This window comes from Phytohabitans houttuyneae, from assembly GCF_011764425.1.
Classification (GTDB): domain Bacteria; phylum Actinomycetota; class Actinomycetes; order Mycobacteriales; family Micromonosporaceae; genus Phytohabitans; species Phytohabitans houttuyneae.
The window spans coordinates 2,069,827-2,086,056 of the sequence record NZ_BLPF01000001.1; the positions used below are offsets into that span (position 1 = coordinate 2,069,827).

13 protein-coding genes are annotated in these 16,230 nt (G+C 72.9%); 6 read left to right on the forward strand and 7 right to left on the reverse strand.

Going from position 1 to position 16,230, the window contains the following annotated elements; genetic code table 11:
• Nucleotides 1-11: 11 nt before the first annotated feature.
• Genes Phou_RS09340 through dtd form a run of 3 tightly spaced genes read left to right on the forward strand, consistent with a single transcriptional unit; the run spans nt 12 to nt 2,315 of the window.
• Entirely contained in the window at nt 12-425 is a 414-nt protein-coding gene (locus Phou_RS09340) for a cupin domain-containing protein (RefSeq protein ID WP_173055355.1), read from the forward strand.
• Nucleotide 426: 1 nt separating this feature from the next.
• Nucleotides 427-1,887, forward strand: coding sequence for a DUF7782 domain-containing protein (locus tag Phou_RS09345; RefSeq protein ID WP_173055357.1), 1,461 nt, complete (start codon nt 427-429; stop codon nt 1,885-1,887).
• A 5-nt stretch (nt 1,888-1,892) separates the two neighbouring features.
• A complete protein-coding gene (gene dtd, locus Phou_RS09350; protein WP_173055359.1) occupies nt 1,893-2,315 on the forward strand; it encodes a D-aminoacyl-tRNA deacylase in 423 nt (140 codons plus the stop codon).
• 91 nt (nt 2,316-2,406) lie between these two features.
• Here the strand turns inward: dtd and Phou_RS09355 are convergent, their stop codons facing one another.
• Nucleotides 2,407-3,195, reverse strand: coding sequence for a sporulation protein (locus tag Phou_RS09355; protein WP_173055361.1), 789 nt, complete (start codon nt 3,193-3,195; stop codon nt 2,407-2,409).
• A gap of 246 nt (nt 3,196-3,441) precedes the next feature.
• Between Phou_RS09355 and sigB the strand changes: the two genes are divergently transcribed.
• Complete coding sequence (gene sigB, locus Phou_RS09360) at nt 3,442-4,407, forward strand: RNA polymerase sigma factor SigB (protein ID WP_173055363.1); 966 nt, start codon at nt 3,442-3,444, stop codon at nt 4,405-4,407.
• Nucleotides 4,408-4,414: 7 nt separating this feature from the next.
• On the opposite strand, the gene Phou_RS09365 is transcribed toward sigB, so the two are convergent.
• Both Phou_RS09365 and Phou_RS09370 read right to left on the reverse strand, forming a co-directional pair.
• Nucleotides 4,415-5,209 (reverse strand): class I SAM-dependent methyltransferase, encoded by a 795-nt coding sequence (locus Phou_RS09365; protein ID WP_173055365.1) that lies wholly within the window; start codon nt 5,207-5,209, stop codon nt 4,415-4,417.
• A gap of 51 nt (nt 5,210-5,260) precedes the next feature.
• Complete coding sequence (locus Phou_RS09370; RefSeq protein ID WP_371872092.1) at nt 5,261-7,783, reverse strand: bifunctional acetate--CoA ligase family protein/GNAT family N-acetyltransferase; 2,523 nt, start codon at nt 7,781-7,783, stop codon at nt 5,261-5,263.
• A gap of 69 nt (nt 7,784-7,852) precedes the next feature.
• Here Phou_RS09370 and Phou_RS09375 point away from each other — a divergent pair, with 69 nt between their 5' ends.
• On the forward strand, nt 7,853-11,185 hold the full coding sequence (locus tag Phou_RS09375; RefSeq protein ID WP_173055370.1) for an NACHT domain-containing protein: 3,333 nt from the start codon (nt 7,853-7,855) through the stop codon (nt 11,183-11,185).
• Between the two features lie 3 nt (nt 11,186-11,188).
• Here the strand turns inward: Phou_RS09375 and Phou_RS09380 are convergent, their stop codons facing one another.
• From Phou_RS09380 to Phou_RS09390, 3 genes are read right to left on the reverse strand one after another with little or no spacing between them, the layout of a single operon-like run.
• Nucleotides 11,189-12,376 carry an acetoin utilization protein AcuC gene (locus Phou_RS09380; protein WP_173055372.1) on the reverse strand — a complete coding sequence of 396 codons (1,188 nt, stop codon included), beginning with the start codon at nt 12,374-12,376 and terminating at the stop codon, nt 11,189-11,191.
• A gap of 5 nt (nt 12,377-12,381) precedes the next feature.
• Nucleotides 12,382-13,626 carry a cytochrome P450 gene (locus Phou_RS09385; protein ID WP_308784432.1) on the reverse strand — a complete coding sequence of 415 codons (1,245 nt, stop codon included), beginning with the start codon at nt 13,624-13,626 and terminating at the stop codon, nt 12,382-12,384.
• Nucleotides 13,584-14,408 (reverse strand): sulfurtransferase, encoded by an 825-nt coding sequence (locus Phou_RS09390; RefSeq protein ID WP_173055376.1) that lies wholly within the window; start codon nt 14,406-14,408, stop codon nt 13,584-13,586. The genes Phou_RS09385 and Phou_RS09390 overlap by 43 nt, the downstream gene beginning before the upstream one ends.
• 87 nt (nt 14,409-14,495) lie before the next feature.
• On the opposite strand from Phou_RS09390, the gene Phou_RS09395 reads away from it, so the two are divergent.
• Nucleotides 14,496-15,182: an iron-dependent transcriptional repressor DtxR gene (locus Phou_RS09395; RefSeq protein WP_173055378.1), complete on the forward strand. Its 687-nt coding sequence runs from the start codon at nt 14,496-14,498 to the stop codon at nt 15,180-15,182.
• A gap of 554 nt (nt 15,183-15,736) precedes the next feature.
• Here Phou_RS09395 and Phou_RS09400 read toward each other — a convergent pair.
• On the reverse strand, nt 15,737-16,153 hold the full coding sequence (locus tag Phou_RS09400; protein WP_173055380.1) for a hypothetical protein: 417 nt from the start codon (nt 16,151-16,153) through the stop codon (nt 15,737-15,739).
• Nucleotides 16,154-16,230: the final 77 nt, after the last annotated feature.

Here is a 16,230-nt window from a genome sequence, read left to right on the forward strand (position 1 = left end):
AGAATGGCCGGATGAGTTCACCCCGACCGCCGCTCGCCGAACAGCTCGACCTCGCCCCCCACCCGGAGGGTGGGTGGTTCCGGGAGACGTGGCGCAGCGACCACGCGTTCGAGCCGGCCGGCTACGACGGGCCGCGCCGCGCCGCCACCGCGATCTACTTCCTGCTCCACCCGGGCGAGGAGTCGCGGTGGCACATGGTGCGCTCGGACGAGCTGTGGCTGTGGCACTCCGGCGGCCCGCTGGAGCTGCGCATGCGCAACCACGAGACCGCCATCCTGGGCGACGACATCGCCGCCGGCCAGGTCCCGCAGGTGCTGGTGCCGGGCGGGGTGTGGCAGGCCGCCGCGCCCGCCGGCGACCAGCATGTGCTGGTCAGCTGCGTGGTGGCGCCGGGCTTCGACTTCGCCGACTTCCGGATGGACTGAGATGCTTTTCACCGACAAGGGCGTGGAGCAGCTGCGCACGGCCCTCCGCGAGTACACGGCCAGCGGCATCGCCGACCGCCTCGGCGAGGTGGCCACCGCCGCCGTGTCCCGCAACGACTTCCGCGCGGCGCTGCGCGCCACCGCCGACCGCGACCCGCTGGCCACGCTGATCCGGCTCTTCGTGTGCGGGCAGACCGAGTCCACCGCCGCGGTGGAGGCCGCGCTCGCGCCGCTCCCCCTCGCCGACGCGCTCGCCGCCGGGCTTGTCGTGCCCGACGGCGACGGGTTGCGGCAGGGGCTCGACCTCGAGGCGTACGGCGACTCGTGGTGGGTCCTCGCCGACCTGCCCGCCACCGCCCACCCGGGCGTGCCGCTGGCGCCCGACCACGTGCTCGGCGTGGGCGGCGCCTCCACCACGCTGGCCGGCGCCACGATCCGCCGCCCGGTGGGTTCGGCGCTGGACCTGGGCACCGGCTGCGGCGTACAGGCTTTGCACCTCGCCCAGCACGCCACCACCGTGACCGCCACGGACGTGAGCGAGCGGGCGCTCAGCTTCGCCGCCACCAACGCCGCGCTCAACGACCTCTCGTGGGAGCTGCTGCGCGGTGACATGGTCGCGCCGGTGGCGGGGCGCCGCTTCGACCTGGTGGTGAGCAACCCGCCCTTCGTGGTGGGTCCGGGCACGGCCACCCACGCGTACCGCGACTCCGGCCGCGCCGGCGACGGCATCAGCGCCGAGCTGGCCGCCGCCGCGCCGGGGCTGCTGACCGAGGGCGGCACGATGCAGTACCTGGCCAACTGGGCGCACGTGGCCGGCGAGGAGTGGGGCGACCGGGTGGCCGGGTGGGTCGCCGGCACGGGCCTTTCCGCCTGGGTGATCCAGCGCGAGGTGGCCGACCCAGTGTCCTATGTGGACCTTTGGCTGACCGACGCGGGCGAGCCGCACGACCCGGCCCGCAGGGCGGCGTGGCTCGACTGGTTCGACGCCCACAAGATCGAGGCGGTGGGCTTCGGCCTGATCACCCTCCGCCGCGCCGGCGCCGACGACCCGGTGGTCCGGGTCGAAGACCTGCGCCAGCAGGTGGCGGGCCCGCTCGGAGCGCAGGTCGCGGCCTGGTTCGACCGCCAGGATTTCCTTCGGGTACGCGACGCGGCCGCCATCCTCGCCGGACGGTACCGGGCGGCCGACGGTCTCCAGCTGCGGCAGGAGGCCACGATGGGCCCCGAAGGCTGGGCGGTGGACCGCCAGGTGCTGGCGATGCCACAGGGCCTGCGCTGGAGCGAGGAGGTCGACCCGCTCGTGCTCGCGCTCGTCGGCGGCTGCGACGGCCAGGTGCCGCTGCGCGACCAGATCGCCGTCCTGGCGGTCGCGCACGAGGTGGCGGAGCAGGATCTGGCCGAGGCCGCGGTGCCGATCGTCGCGCACCTTGTGGAGCGCGGCGTGCTGCTCCCGGAGGGCTGAGCGGGATGCGCGCGGTGGTACAGACCGTCGGCCGGGCGAGCGTGACGGTCGAGGACGAGGTGGTCGGCGCGATCCAGGACGGCCTCCTGGTGCTGCTCGGTGTCACGCACACCGACACGCCCTCGACCGCGGAGACGATGGCCCGCAAGGTGTGGGAGCTGCGGATCCTGGACGACGAGCGCTCGGCCTCGGACGCCGGCGCGCCCGTCCTGGTGGTCAGCCAGTTCACCCTCTACGGCGACGCCCGCAAGGGCCGGCGACCGTCGTGGAGCGCCGCCGCGCCGGCGGAGGTGGCCGAGCCGCTGGTGACCGCGTTCGTCAAGGCGCTGGAGTCGCGCGGGGCCACGGTGGCCACGGGCCGCTTCCGCGCCCACATGCTCGTGGAGAGCGTCAACGTGGGCCCTCGCACGATCCTGCTCGACGTCTAGGCGGCGGACCTCAGAGTTGATCAGGGACCTCGTGGGTGGACGCCGGGCGCCGGCGCTCACGAAGTCCCTGATCAACTTGGGTGGGTCGGTTTTAGAAGAACAGGCCCCTACGTTGAGCCGACTGGCGGAGCCAGGCGTCCAGTTGGCCGGCCCAGTCGGCCTGCTCGGCCCCCGCGTAGTCGACCGTGAAGCGGCCGAACGTGTCGCGGCCCTCGGTGAAGACGCCACCCCGCTTGTCCAGCTCCAGCACCACCTGGAGCTGGTGCGGCGTCGGCAGGAAGGTGACCTCGAGCTGGTTGAACGCCCGCGCGTACTGCGGGGCGGGGTAGAACTCGATCTCCTGGTAGAAGGGCAGCGACTGCTGCACGCCGTGGATGCGGCCGCGCTCGACGTCGGCCTTGCTGAAGCGGAAGCCCAGCCGCAGGAACGCGTCCAGGATGCGCTCCTGTGCCGGCAGCGGGTGCACCGCCACCGCGTCCAGGTCACCCTTGTCGACCGAGCGGGCCACCTCGAGCTCGGTGCGCAGGCCCATGGTCATGCCGTGCAGATGCTGGCCGTACAGCTCGGTGATCGGGGTCTCCCACGGCACGTCGAAGCGGAACGGCACGTCGTGGCGCCCGCCCGGAGCCAGCCGGAAGGAGCCGGTCAGCCGCTGGCGGTGGAACTCCTGCGTCGTGTCGTACTCCGAGTCCCCGCTCTCCACCTCGACGCGGGTGACCAGGCCGACAGCCAGATATTCGATATCGACCGGGTGGTCGCCACCGACCACGTGCACCTGACCCTCCAGGTAGCCGCCCGGCCGGCAGTTTGGGTTGCTGAGCACTGTCTCCACCGACGGGCCTCCCACACCCATCGCCTGCAACATGCGCTTGAAGACCACGTCGTCCTCCCGGATCGGGGGTTAGAGCTATCGCAACCTCAGCACACTAACCCCACGCAGCAACCGGCGACATTTCCCCTAAAAGGTATACCCCGGGCTAATCAACTACCGGATTAGTGCCACCCGGCGCTCGCCTCACTCCCGCTTCACGCCCCGACCGCCAAGCTTTTCTCACCAGCGCCACTCGGGCAGCTGGGACGCGTGCCATCTGTCGACGCGGGGAGGCGACTAAAGGTGGTCCTGCACATGAACGACAACGAGCTCACCCTCGATGCCGACCTCGACGCCACCGACGAGCGGGGAGTGTCGGCCGATCTGGTCCGGGCGTATCTGAACGGTATCGGACGGACCAAACTGCTCACCGCCGTTCAGGAAGTCGAGCTTGCCAAGCGCATCGAGGCCGGGCTCTTCGCCGAGGAGAAGCTCGCGGACGCGGCGCTTCCCCCGGCCGTACGGGAGGACCTCGCGACCATCGCGGTCGAGGGTCGCGCGGCAAAGGACCACCTGCTGGAGGCCAACCTGCGGCTCGTGGTCAGCATCGCCAAGCGGTACACCGGTCGTGGCATGGCCTTCCTCGACCTCATCCAGGAAGGCAACCTCGGCCTCATCCGCGCCGTCGAAAAATTCGACTACACCAAGGGCTACAAGTTCTCCACATACGCCACCTGGTGGATCCGCCAAGCCATCACCCGCGCCATGGCCGACCAAGCCCGCACCATCCGCATCCCAGTGCACATGGTCGAGCAGGTCAACCGCATGGTGCGCGCCCGCCGCGACCTGAGCACCACGCTCGGCCGCGAGCCCACGATCGCCGAGATCGCCAAGGCGATGGTCGTGCCGGAGTTCCAGGTGATCGAGCTGATCTCGTACGACCGGGAGCCGGTCAGCCTCGACCAGGCGGTCGGCGAAGACGGCGAGAGCGCGCTCGGCGACTTCGTGGCGGGCGTCGACCCGCGCGAGGAGCCGGCCGACAGCGTCGCGCAGGGCGAGCTGCGCAGCGAGGTCGAGATCGTGCTCGCCACGCTCTCGCAGCGGGAGCAGGCGGTCATCCGCCTCCGCTTCGGCCTCGACGACGGCCGCCAGCGCACGCTCGACGAGGTGGGCCGCGAGTTCGGCCTTTCCCGCGAGCGGATCCGCCAGATCGAAAAGGTCACCCTGCTGAAGCTGCGCCACCCGTCGCGGGCCAAGCGCCTGGAGGCCTACGCCTCCTGACGGCACGTCAGGCCCGACAGAGCACCTCGCCGTGGAGGATGGCAAACCAGCCGTCCTCCACGGCGCCCCATTTCCGCCACCCTTCGGAGATGCGGTCCAGCTCCACTTGGGGGTACCCCGCGGCGAGCGCCTGCCCGGCGATGGCCGAGTGCGTGATCCGGTCCGCCCACATGCCGCTCCACCAGGCGCGGTCCTCCTCCGAGGCGAAGCACCACACCGACGCCGACGCGGTCACCTCGGCAAAGCCCGCCTGCCGCGCCCACGCGTGCAGCCGCCGGCCGGCGTCCGGCTCGCCGCCGTTGCGCCGGGCCACGTCGCGGTAGAGGTCGAGCCACGCGTCAAGCTCGGGCACCTCCGGGTACCACGTCATCGCCGCATAGTCGGAGTCCCGTGCGGCCACGATCCCGCCGGGCCGGCACACCCGCCGCATCTCGCGCAGCGCGGCCACCGGGTCGCCGACGTGCTGGAGCACCTGGTGGGCGTGCACGACGTCGAACGAGTCGTCGGGAAAGTCGAGCGCGTGCACGTCGGCGACGGCGAACCCGACGTTTGTGACACCCCGCTGGGCGGCCTCCTGGCGCGCCTCGTCCAGCGCCGCGTCGGAGCTGTCGACCGCGGTGACCTGACCCGGCGCCACGCGCACGGCGAGGTCGGCGGTGATCGTGCCGGGACCGCAGCCCACGTCGAGCACGGTGAGGCCGGGTGCCAGGTGGTCCAGGAGGTACGCAGCGGAGTTTTCCACGGTACGCCAGCGGTGCGAGCGCAGGACCGACTCGTGATGCCCGTGCGTGTACGTCGCCATGACCAGCACATTAACGCGGGCTGTCCATAATCTGGGAGATCTATCCCAGTATCAGAGACTGCGCGGCGCGGTGTCGGGACGGTCGGCGGGCGGGCCGAGCACCACCTCGGCGTGCAGCACGGAGACGCCGTCGGGGCGGGCCAGCACCGGGTTGAGCCGCAGCTCGCGTACCTCCGGCCGCTCGTCCGCGAGCCGGCCCACCCGGATCAGCAGCTGGGCCAGCGCTTCACGGTCGACCGGCTCGGCGCCCCGGTACCCGCGCAGCAGCGGCGCGGCCCGCGGCTCGTCGACCATCGCGGCGGCGTCCCGGTCGGTCAGCGGCGCCGGCCGCCACGCGCGGTCGCCGAGCAGATCCGTGGCCACGCCGCCCAGCCCGAATCCCACCACCGGCCCGAAAGCCGGGTCCTCGACCAGCTCCACGACGCAGGCGACGCCCGGCGGCACCATCGCCTGCACCAGCACGCCGGGCCCGAAGCGCTCGGCCATCTCGGCGTACGCCCGGGCGACCGCTGACTCGTCGGTCAGGTCCAGGCGCACCGCGCCGAGGTCGAGGCGGTGGCGCAGCTCCTCGCCGGCCGACTTGAGCGCCACCGGGTAGCCCAGCCGGTCGGCCGCCGCGACCGCCTCGTCCGCCGACTCGGCCGGCAGGGAGGGCGCGACCTCGATGCCGTACGCCGTCAGGACATCGAAGGAGTCCACTGTGGCCACCTCGGGCACCGTCCCGGGAGGACGCCGCAGCCAGTCGGCGTATCCGCAGGCCCGGGACAGCGCGCGCACCGCTTCCTCCACCGACGGGTACGCGGCCACGCCGGCCGGCATCTGGTCCACAAGGGAGGTGACGACGGTCGGCTTGTCACCGGCCAGCGCTACGCTCGCCAGCGCCGCGGCGAAGTCGGCGTCCTCATCGGACAGCTGACCCGGAACGGGTGGCGCAACGGCCACGACGAGCGCGTCCACTCCCGCGTCGGTGGCCGCCTCGGCGAGCACGTCGCCGAAGTCGTGCGCGCCCGCCTGCGGCGGCACGTCCCGCGGGTACCCCTCGGCGACCGCCAGCCCGCCGTCGGCGCAGGCGGCCGCCGCGAGCCGGGTCAGCGCGGTCGAGTTGCCCACGATCCCCACCCGCCGGCCGGTCGGCAACGGCTGGTGGGCCAGCAGCACGCCCACGTCGAAGAGCTCGGCCACCGTCTCCACCCGGATCACGCCGGCGTGCGCGAAGAGCGCGGCCACCCCGGCCCGGTCCGGACCCGCGGCGCCGGCCGCGCGGGCTGCCGAGGCGACCGCGACGATCGGCTTGGTGCGACCGATCCGGCGGGCCAGCCGGGCAAACTTGCGCGGGTTGCCGAAGGTCTCCAGGTACAGCAGGACCACGTCGGTCGCCGGGTCGTCCTCCCAGTACTGGAGCAGGTCGTTTCCGGAGACGTCGGCGCGGTTGCCGGCCGAGACGAAGCTCGACAGCCCCAGCCCGCGCCGGTCCGCCTCGGCGAGCAGTGCCACGCCCAGCGCGCCCGACTGGCTGAAAAAACCCGCCCGCCCGCGCCGCGGCATCCAGGGTGCCAGCGTGGCGTTGAGGCGTACCTCCTCGTGGGTGTTTGCCACGCCGAGGCAGTTGGGGCCGACGACCCGCATGCCCGCGGCGTGGGCCGCACGGATGAGCTCGCGCTCGGCGGCGATCCCGGCGTCGGTACCCGTCTCGCCGAACCCGGCCGAAACCACGACGAGGCCGTGCACGCCGGCGGCGGCCGCGTCGTCGACCACGCCGCGCACCCCCGCCGGTGGGACCGCGACCACGGCGAGGTCGATGTCCTCGGCGAGGCGCGCGGAGCGGAGGGCGGGCAGCCCGCCCACGGTGTCGGCGCTGGGGTGGATCGGGTGGACCGCGCCGGTGAAGCCGCCGTCCCGCAGGTGCCCGAGGATAGCCGCGCCGATGCCGTGGCCGCTGGCGCTCGCGCCGTACACCGCGACGCCGCGCGGGCTGAGCAGCCGGGCGATCGACCGCGCCTCGGCCCGCTGCTCCCGCCGCCACTGCACCTCAAGTGACTGCTCAGTCAGCGCGATCGGGAAGGTGAGGTGCACGACGCCGTCCGCGTACTGCCGCTGCACCTGGTACCCCGCGTCGGCGAACACCCGCAGCATCGCCGAGTTTTCCGGCAGCACCTCGGCCACGAAACGGCTGATCCCGGCGTCCCGCGCCGCGGCGGCGAGGTGCTCCAGCAGCACCGACCCGATCCCGCGCCCCTGGTAGGCGTCCTCCACCACGAGCGCCACCTCGGCGTCGGCCGCCTCCGGACCGAGCCGCTCGTACCGGCCGACCGCGAGGATCCGGCCACCCGTCTGGATGACAAACGCCTCCCGCGCGTCGTGGTCGACGTTGACGAAGCGCTGCAGGTCGCGCTCGGGGATCCGGGGGTACGGCGAGAAGTAGCGCAGGTAGCGCGTGCGCTCGGAGAAGCGCGAGTGCATCGCGACGATCCCCTCCGCGTCACCCGGCTGGATCTGTCGCAGGTGGACGGTGGTGCCGTCGGTCAGCAGCACGTCGGCGGATCGGTCCCGCACTTGTGGCGTCACGCCTCCCATCATTCCCTCTGAGTCATGTTTCCATCACGACCTTGACCCGTCCGGTGCCGCTGCGGAACGTGTACGCACATGCCGCTCTCCCCCTGGGCGCTCGCGCCCACCCCGACCGCACCGCCCGGGCAGTCCGCCGGCGGAGTGCCCGTCGATGTGGTGGTCGCCCTCATCGCCCTCGCCGGCGTGCTGGTCAGCGCGGCCCTCGGGTTCTGGCAGTGGCGGCGCTCCCAGGCGGCACAGCGGGCGCTGGAGGCGGAGCGGGCCGAGCGCGAGCGGGATCGGCTGCGGTACGAGGACCAGCTCTCCCGGGAGCGGGCCCTGTGGGACGACAGCCGGCAGGCCGCCCGCGAGGTCGAGCGCGTGGAGGAGGCGGCGCTGCACGAGGCGCGCCGGGCCGCCGCGAAGGCGAGCGACCTGCGCCAGTCCGCCGAGCACTACCGCACCCTCCTGGTCGAGGAGCTGCGCCGACTCAAGATCCTCGACATGTCCAAGCCGCTCGACCTCGAAGCGCTGTACGTGCAGCTCCAGGTGCGCGAGGAGGCCACCCGCTTCGCCAGCCAGGAGGAGATGGAGGCGCTCGCGCAGGGTACGCCCGAGCGCCTGCTCGAGCTGTCCGCCAAGCACGCCAAGGACGCGCAGGCGACGGCCATGCGGCCCGAGGACGCGGTACGCCGCTTCGGGCGCTTCGTCGTGCTCGGCGACCCCGGCGCGGGCAAGACCACGATGCTGCGGCACCTCGCGCTGCGTACCGCCCGGGGTGAGATCACCCCCGCCCTCACGCTGCCGATCTACGTCGAGCTGCGCGAGTTCGTCGACAGCGGCATGGGCGACGTGATCGCGTACGCCGCGCACAGCTGCGAGCACCGGTACGGCTTCACCGGCGCCCTCGACCACCTGCACGAGCAGCTCGCCACGGGTCGGGCCGCGCTGCTGCTGGACGGCCTGGACGAGGTGCTCGGCGGCGGCTCGGCCGACGAGGCGGAGCGGGCGTACCAGCTCGTGGCCGCCGAGGTGGACCGCATCGCCACCCGCTTTCCGGGCGCGCCGATCGCGGTCACCTGCAGGCGGGCCGGCTGGCGGGGTGGGCTGCGCGCGTTCCAGGTGCTCGACGTGCTGGACTTCGCGTGGCCGCAGATCGTGACGTTCGTCGAAAACTGGTTCGCCGCCGACCGCACCCGCGCCGCCGGGCTCAAGGGCGCGCTGCAGGCGAACGTGCGGATGAGCAGCCTGGCCGCCAACCCGCTGATCCTGTCGCTGGTCGCCATCGTGTACGAGCGCGACCTCGAACTGCCCGAGCGCCGTGCCAAGCTCTACGACCGCTGCGTCGAGGTGCTGCTCAAGGAGTGGGACTCGCACCGCGGGATCCGCCGCTTCGGCCGCTTCACCACGGACCGCAAGCGCGACCTGCTGGAAGAGATCGCCTGGCACTTCCACGGCCTCGGCCTGCGCTACTACCCCGAGCGCGACCTGCTCGCCGTCATCGAGGACTTCCTGCCGACGATCGACATCGAGCCGGCGCACGCGCGGGAGATCCTCGACGAGATCGCCGCGCAGTACGGCCTGCTGAAGATCCAGGCCACCGGCTGGTACGGCTTCCTGCACCTCACGCTCCAGGAGTACTTCGCCGCCGTATCGGCCAGCGAGCGCGGCCCGGACGCGGTGGCGGCCGTGGTGGCGCACCGGCACGACCCGTGGTGGGAAGAGGTGTTGCTGCTGCTGGCCGGCCGCGCCGCCGACGCGTCGGGCCTGCTGCTGGGTGTGCTCGGCCGTGACCCCACCGACCTGGAGCCGCCGGCGGCGGGCGAACCGCTCGCGGCGGACGACGACATCCTGCGCCAGGACCTGATGCTCGCGGCGCGCTGCCTGATCGGCACCCCGAAGGTCAACCTGCGCTGGCTGCGCCCCGCGATCATCGACGCCACCTACGACTGGATGCTCAGCACACCGTCCGAGTCGGTCGCGATGGACGCCGCCCGCGTCCTTGTCTCGATCGGCGGCCGGATGCTGCACGACCGCCTGCTGGACTGCCTGGCCGACCGCGAGGTCGCGATGCTACGCCGGGCGTGGATCGCGGACGCGCTTGGCGACTCGGGCTCGGTCCGGATCGCCGCCGCCCTCACCGGCATGCTCGCCAGCTGGGATCTGGACCGCGACGAGGACGATGCCTACCCGGCGACCTACATGGTCCGCGCCATCCGCCGGATTGGCTACGCACCCGCTGGCGACGTCTTGGTCGGCCTGCTGTCCGGACCCCGTGTCGACTACAACTACAACTGGTCCAGCACCCTGGCCGAGGCCATCGCCACGCTCGCCGGCGCCAGCGGAGCACAGCGGCTGCTGGAGGTCAGCGACAACGTTCCGGAGCCGACCCGATACACCCGCAACGACCTCATCAGAGGTCTCAAACACTCCCGGGACGTGGCCACGGGCGAGCGGCTGCTGGCCCGCATACCGAGCGCACCTCCCGAGGACGTGGGGGCCTACGTCACCGCCGCGCTCGGCATCCTGGGTCCGGCGGCCGCGCGACACGTGCTGGACAGCCTGCTCAAGCGAAGCGACACCGGCTGGTTGGAGGCGGACCCTGCCGCGCTCTCCGCGTTTACGGCAAAGCCGTCGCCCGACCTCGTCGTCCCCCTGACCGAGGCGATCTCCGACCGGCGGCGGGCGCCCGAACTCCGCTGGGCGCTGGTCTCGGTGCTGGAGGCGCTACCTGAGTCGGTCCCCACCCTGTTGGAGATCATCTCGCGCGACGCCGTGGACCTCTGGACCCGCCTGTGCGCCGCCACCGCCCTCGGCAGCCTCCAGCACGACGCCGGACGGCCGGCCCTGCGCGAGGCACTCGACGAGCTCGCCGACGGCAGGCTCGACGGCCTGTGGGCGCTGGGCGATTACGCGATCGCGCCGAGGATCGCTTCCGCCATGGTGGAAATCGGCGACGAGGCGCTCGTGCAACGCAAGCTCGTGTCAATGGTGCAGGAGGTCCTCTCCTCAGCCTCCGATCGCTACGATCTCGACCAGTTCCGCCTCGACACGCTGCTGCCTGCTCTGGCCCTGACCAACCTCGGGCGGATTTCCAAGACGGTGAACGATCTGATACAGGCCGCCGTGACCGCCGACGGGATCCTGGGCACGACCTGGGCGGAACACATCGCCCGCGCGGACAGCGTGCCTGTCCTGCTGGGCATGCTGCGGCCGGAGACGCATGACAAGGTCTACGCGGGCCACCTCCTACGGATCGTCGCGCGGGTCGTCGACGACGTACAGCACGTGCCCCAACTGCTCACGCTGCGCCAGGACCCTGTCCACCGCGGCCGCGTCGACGACGTCTTCGCGGCCCTCTCCCGGCGGTGCCAGGTCCGGATCTTCGAGGATGGCCGTGTCGTCGAGGTGAGGCAGCCGCCCGCCTAACGTTCAGTCCCTCGGGTCGTGCGGGTCCAGGCCGTGCAGGGGAAAGACGGCCTTGCGCGTCGCCATGATGGCGCGGTCGATCGTGTCCGGCTCGCTCTCTGGCTGCCACGGGCGGTACGACACGTCGGCGTCGTCGGTCATGCGCAGCGGCACGTCGCGGCCGGGGCGGCGGCGCTTGGCCAGGTCGCGCCAGCCCAGCGGGGTCAGCGCCGCGGGGTCGATCGGGTCGCCCGTGGCCGTGGCCAGCAGGTGGGTCCAGGTGCGGGGCACGACCTCGACAAGCGCGTACCCGCCGCCGCCCGTCGCGATCCACCGCCCCTCGCACAGCTCGTCGGCCAGGTCGCGCAGGGCCAGGTGGGCGGCGCGCTGGCCGTCGACGGACAGGCGGAGGTCGGCCAGCGGGTCGAGGCGGTGGCTGTCGGCGCCGCACTGGGTGAAGAGCACCTGCGGGCGGAACGCGCGTACCACCGACGGCACCACCGCGTGGAAGGCGCGCAGCCAGCCGGGATCGGACGTGCCGGGCGGCAGCGCGATGTTGACCGACGTACCCTCCGCGCCCTCGCCTCCCGTCTCCTCCGGAAAACCGGTGCCGGGAAAGAGCGCGAGCGGCGTCTCATGCAGGCTGACCGTGAGCACGCGCGGGTCGCCGTAGAAGACGGCCTGCACGCCGTCGCCGTGGTGGACGTCGATGTCGATGTACGCCACGCGCTCCGCACCCAGGTCGAGCATGCGGGCGATGGCGACCGCCGGGTCGTTGTAGACGCAGAAGCCGGCCGCCCGCGCGGGCATCGCGTGGTGCAGCCCGCCGGCCACGTTGACCGCTCGCCGCGCTTCACCGCGCCACACCGCCTCGGCGGCCGCGAGCGTGGCGCCGCAGACCAGCGCGCTCGCGTCGTGCATGCCGTCGAAGACGGGGTTGTCCGGCGTGTTCAGCCCCCATCCGCTGAAGAACGGGTCATCGGGAGCGGCCCGCACCGCGTCGATGTAGTCGGCGCGGTGCACGCGGGTGAGCGCGGCGTCGTCGGCCGGCTTGGGCGCGACGACGCGGACGCCGGGCCGGTCGAGCACGCCAAGCTCGCGGGCGAGCGCGATGGTCAGCTCCACGCGGACCGGGTCGAGGGGGTGGTCGCCCATGTCGTACGCCAGCAGGGCCTCGTCCCACACCACCACGGTGCCGTCCGCAGGAGTCATGCGACTCATCGTCGCACGCGTAGCAGCAGCGGCACGCCGTAGCGGGGACGCAGCGTGATCAACGGTTGCGGCACGACAGGACGTCCGCCGGGCGCGGGCGTGAACGTCCACGTCGCGCAGACCGCCTCGGTCACCCGGACCGATTCCAGCTCGGCGAACTCGTTGCCCACGCACTGGCGAGGTCCGCTGCCGAACGGGAAGTACGCGTACCGCGCGGGTGGCGGCCCGTCCAGCCACCGCTCCGGCCGGAACCGCTCGGGCTCGGGCCACCACGCGGGGTCGCGGTGCATCACCCACGGGCTGAGGATGAGCGTCGCGCCGGCGGGCAGCCGCCGCCCACCGACCTCGCGTGGCTCCGTGAGGTGGCGCCAGATCGCCCAGGCCGGCGGGTAGAGGCGCAGCGACTCGCGCACGACCGCGGTGGTGAACTCCCGGTCGCCGGCCGCGATCCGCTCCTGCGCCGCCGGGTCGTGCGAGAGCAGCGCGAACGTCCACGCCAGCGCGTTGGCCGTCGTCTCGTGCCCGGCCAGCAGCAGCGTGAGCGCCTCGTCGCGGATGCGGCGGTCCGGCATGCCGGTAGCCAGCAGCAGGCTCAGCAGGTCGCTCCCGCCCGGCGCGGCGCGCCGCGCCTCGATCAACCCGTAGACCACGGCGTCGACGGCCGCGCTGTCCGCACGCCACCGCCGGGTCGCGGGGAGGGGCAGGCGGTCCAGGAGGGTACCGCCGGGAAGGATCTCGCGCCGCAGCGCGCGCTGGTTGCGGGCGAGCGCGCGGCTGACCGTGGTGACCGCCGCGTCACCCACGTCCGCGTCGAACACCGTGCGCGCGACGATCGCCAGCGTGAGCGCGGTCATGTCGCGGTGCAGGTCGCGTACCTCGCCGTCGCGCCACCCCGCCGCCGCGGCCGTGGCCAGCGCGGTGAACGTCTCCGCGTACCCGGCCACCCGCTCGCGGTGAAAGAGCGGCTGCACCAGCCGCCGCTGCTGCCGGTGCAGGTCGGGCGGGCTGGTCAGCAGGCCGTCGCCGAGCACCCGCTTGAGTGGTTCACGGCCGCGGCGGCCGACGCCCTTCGCGTACTCCCGCTGGGTGCGGGTGAGCGCCTCCTGGATCGCGATGGGGTCGCTGACGAGGTAGGCGCGGGCGCCCGGCACCGGCAGCCGGGCCACCGCGCCACGGCGGCGGGCCCGCGCCAGGAGGGCGAGAGGGTTCAGGCCACGGGGCGGTCGGGGTCCGTGATCCACTCGCTCCACGACCCCACATAGAGCGCGGCGTCCGTCCTGCCGGCCAGGTGGAGCGCCAGCACGGTGTGCGCGGCGGTGATTCCGGAGCCACAGTACGCACCGACGGGTACCAAATCGTCGACGCCGACCGCCGCGAACCGCGACCGAAGGGCAGCGGCGGCGCGCAACCGGCCATCAGCCTCGAGATGGTCGGTGGTCGGGAGGTTGACCGCGCCCGGAATGTGTCCCGCGACCGGGTCGATCGGCTCGACCTCGCCCCGGTATCGGGGTGCCGCCCGCACGTCGATCAGCACGCCCTCGGTGGCGAGGTGGCCGGCCGCCGCCGCGTCGAGCACCGGCAGGGCGCCGGGCCGCACGGTGAAGTCGCCCGGCGGCGGGTCGGGCACCTCGGTGGTCACCGGGAGGCCGGCTGCCACCCACGCGGGGAACCCGCCGTCGAGCACCCGCACCGCCGCGTGCCCCGCCCAGCGGAGCGTCCACCAGGTGCGGGCGGCGGGGAGGCCGTCGCCGAGGTCGTACACGACGACGGGGCGATCCTCGCGCACACCGGCCGCCCGCAGCACCCGCTGGAGGTCGTCGGGGTCGGGCAGGGGATGGCGCCCGCGCTCACCCGGCGGACCGCAGAGATCGGCGTCAATGTCCAAGTGGACCGCGCCGGGCACGTGGCCCGCGTCGTAGTCGTCCCGCCCGGGCGGACCGGCCAGGCGCCAGCGGACGTCGAGGACGGTGGTCTCCGCCAGCTTCGCAGCGAGGTCAGAGGGGTCCACGATAAGATCGTCGGGTACGGCCACGGGGTCAAGTCAACCACCCTTCGGGGCCGCACTGCGGTACGGGTTGCGCCGTTTCGCGGGGTAGCATGGTGCAGGGAGGGCTGCACTGTGAACGACTTGGTCGATACCACCGAGATGTACCTGAAGACCATCCTCGAGCTCGAAGAGGAGGGTGTGCCGCCGCTGCGTGCCCGGATCGCCGAGCGGCTGCACCAGAGCGGCCCCACCGTAAGCCAGACCGTCGCCCGCATGGAGCGCGACGGCTTGCTCACCGTGGAGGGCGACCGGCACCTGGCGCTCACCGATTCGGGCCGCTCCCACGCGGTTTCCGTGATGCGCAAGCACCGCCTCGCCGAGCTGCTGCTCGTCAACGTGATCGGCTTGCCCTACGAGGAGGCCCACGAGGAGGCCTGCCGCTGGGAGCACGTCATGAGCGACACGGTGGAAAAGAAGGTCTACGAGCTGCTCAACCGCCCCACCCGCTCGCCGTACGGCAACCCGATCCCCGGCCTGGACGCGCTCGGCAACGGCGCGACCGCCACGTCCGGCGGCGAGGAGGGTGGCGAGCGCAACCTCGCGTTCCCGGGCCTGACCGGCCAGGTGGTGGTGCGGCGCATCTGCGAGAGCGTCCAGACCGACGCCGACGTGCTCCGCCAGCTCCACGCCGCGGGCGTCGACCCCGGCGTGACGGTGACGGTGGCCCAGGAGCGCGACGCAGTGACGATCGACCGCTCCGGCGACAAGATCCGCCTCCCCCGCGAGGTGGCATCCCGCGTCTTCGTGGCGGCCCGCTAGCGCGCTCCCAGGGCGGCCTCGGCTCGGTGCGATGCGTGTGTGACGCACACTGAGCTTGAGGCCGCGCGGGGAAACGGGCGCTGCGGAGACCGTGGCGCAACCCGCGGCTGATCCGCGCCACGATCCCTCCGGAGGCCGACTGGCCGTGGAGGGTGAGGCCCCGGGAACGCCTCACGCACCGGCACCGACCACGATGGCTGATCCGTGCCGCAATCCGAGGTCGCCCGAAGCCGGTTGGGCTCGAAGCGGGCCGGGTCGAGCCGCGCGGTAGCAGCTTAGTGGGCGCCGCAAGCCTCATCCGACCGTCGTTGATCAGGGACTTCGTGGGTGGAAACGCCGGCCGACACGCCCACCAACTCCCTGATCAACTCCCAGGGATCGTGCCGTGGTCAGCCGGCAGGACGTGCGGGTGGTGAGGCCGTGGAACGGCCCGCGCCCTGAGCTGGCCCAGCGCGGAGGGTGAGGCCGCGGGAGCAACGGTCTGGACCACCGCGGACATCGCGGTAGCCCGCGTCTGGTTGGGTTTGGTTTTCGGCGGGCGTCGGGCGGCGCGCCTAGACGCTCGTTTGGTTGATTTCCTTTGCGAGCTCTACCAGCTTGGGAGCGAGCGCGTCCGCCGCCGTGCGTGGCTGGCCGGGTGCGAAGGTGTAGCGGAGGATGATCAGCCGGGCGTCGGCGGTCAGCCAGCCCACCTCGACGCCCGGGCCGGCGGAGCCGCCGGCGCCGCGGATCTGGCGGTAGGCGGCCTTGCCCAGGCCCTTGACGCTCGCGCCGCCCTCGGGGACGAGCTCCTCCTGGAAGACCTCGGCGTCGGCGGTCGTCACCGTCACGGACAGCACCAGGTCGGGGCGGGCGGCGCCCATCGACTGGACGGCGCAGGAGTAGGTCTTGTCGACCTTCTGCGCGCCGGCGATGTCGAACTTGACGCCCACGATCCGCTCGATCAGCACGTAGTCGAGCAGCTGGCACACCCCACCCGCGGCGGCCGCGGGATCTCGGGCGCCACCGGCGCGGGAGGGCGGGCGTGTCGGCGGCGGCCTCCGCTCCG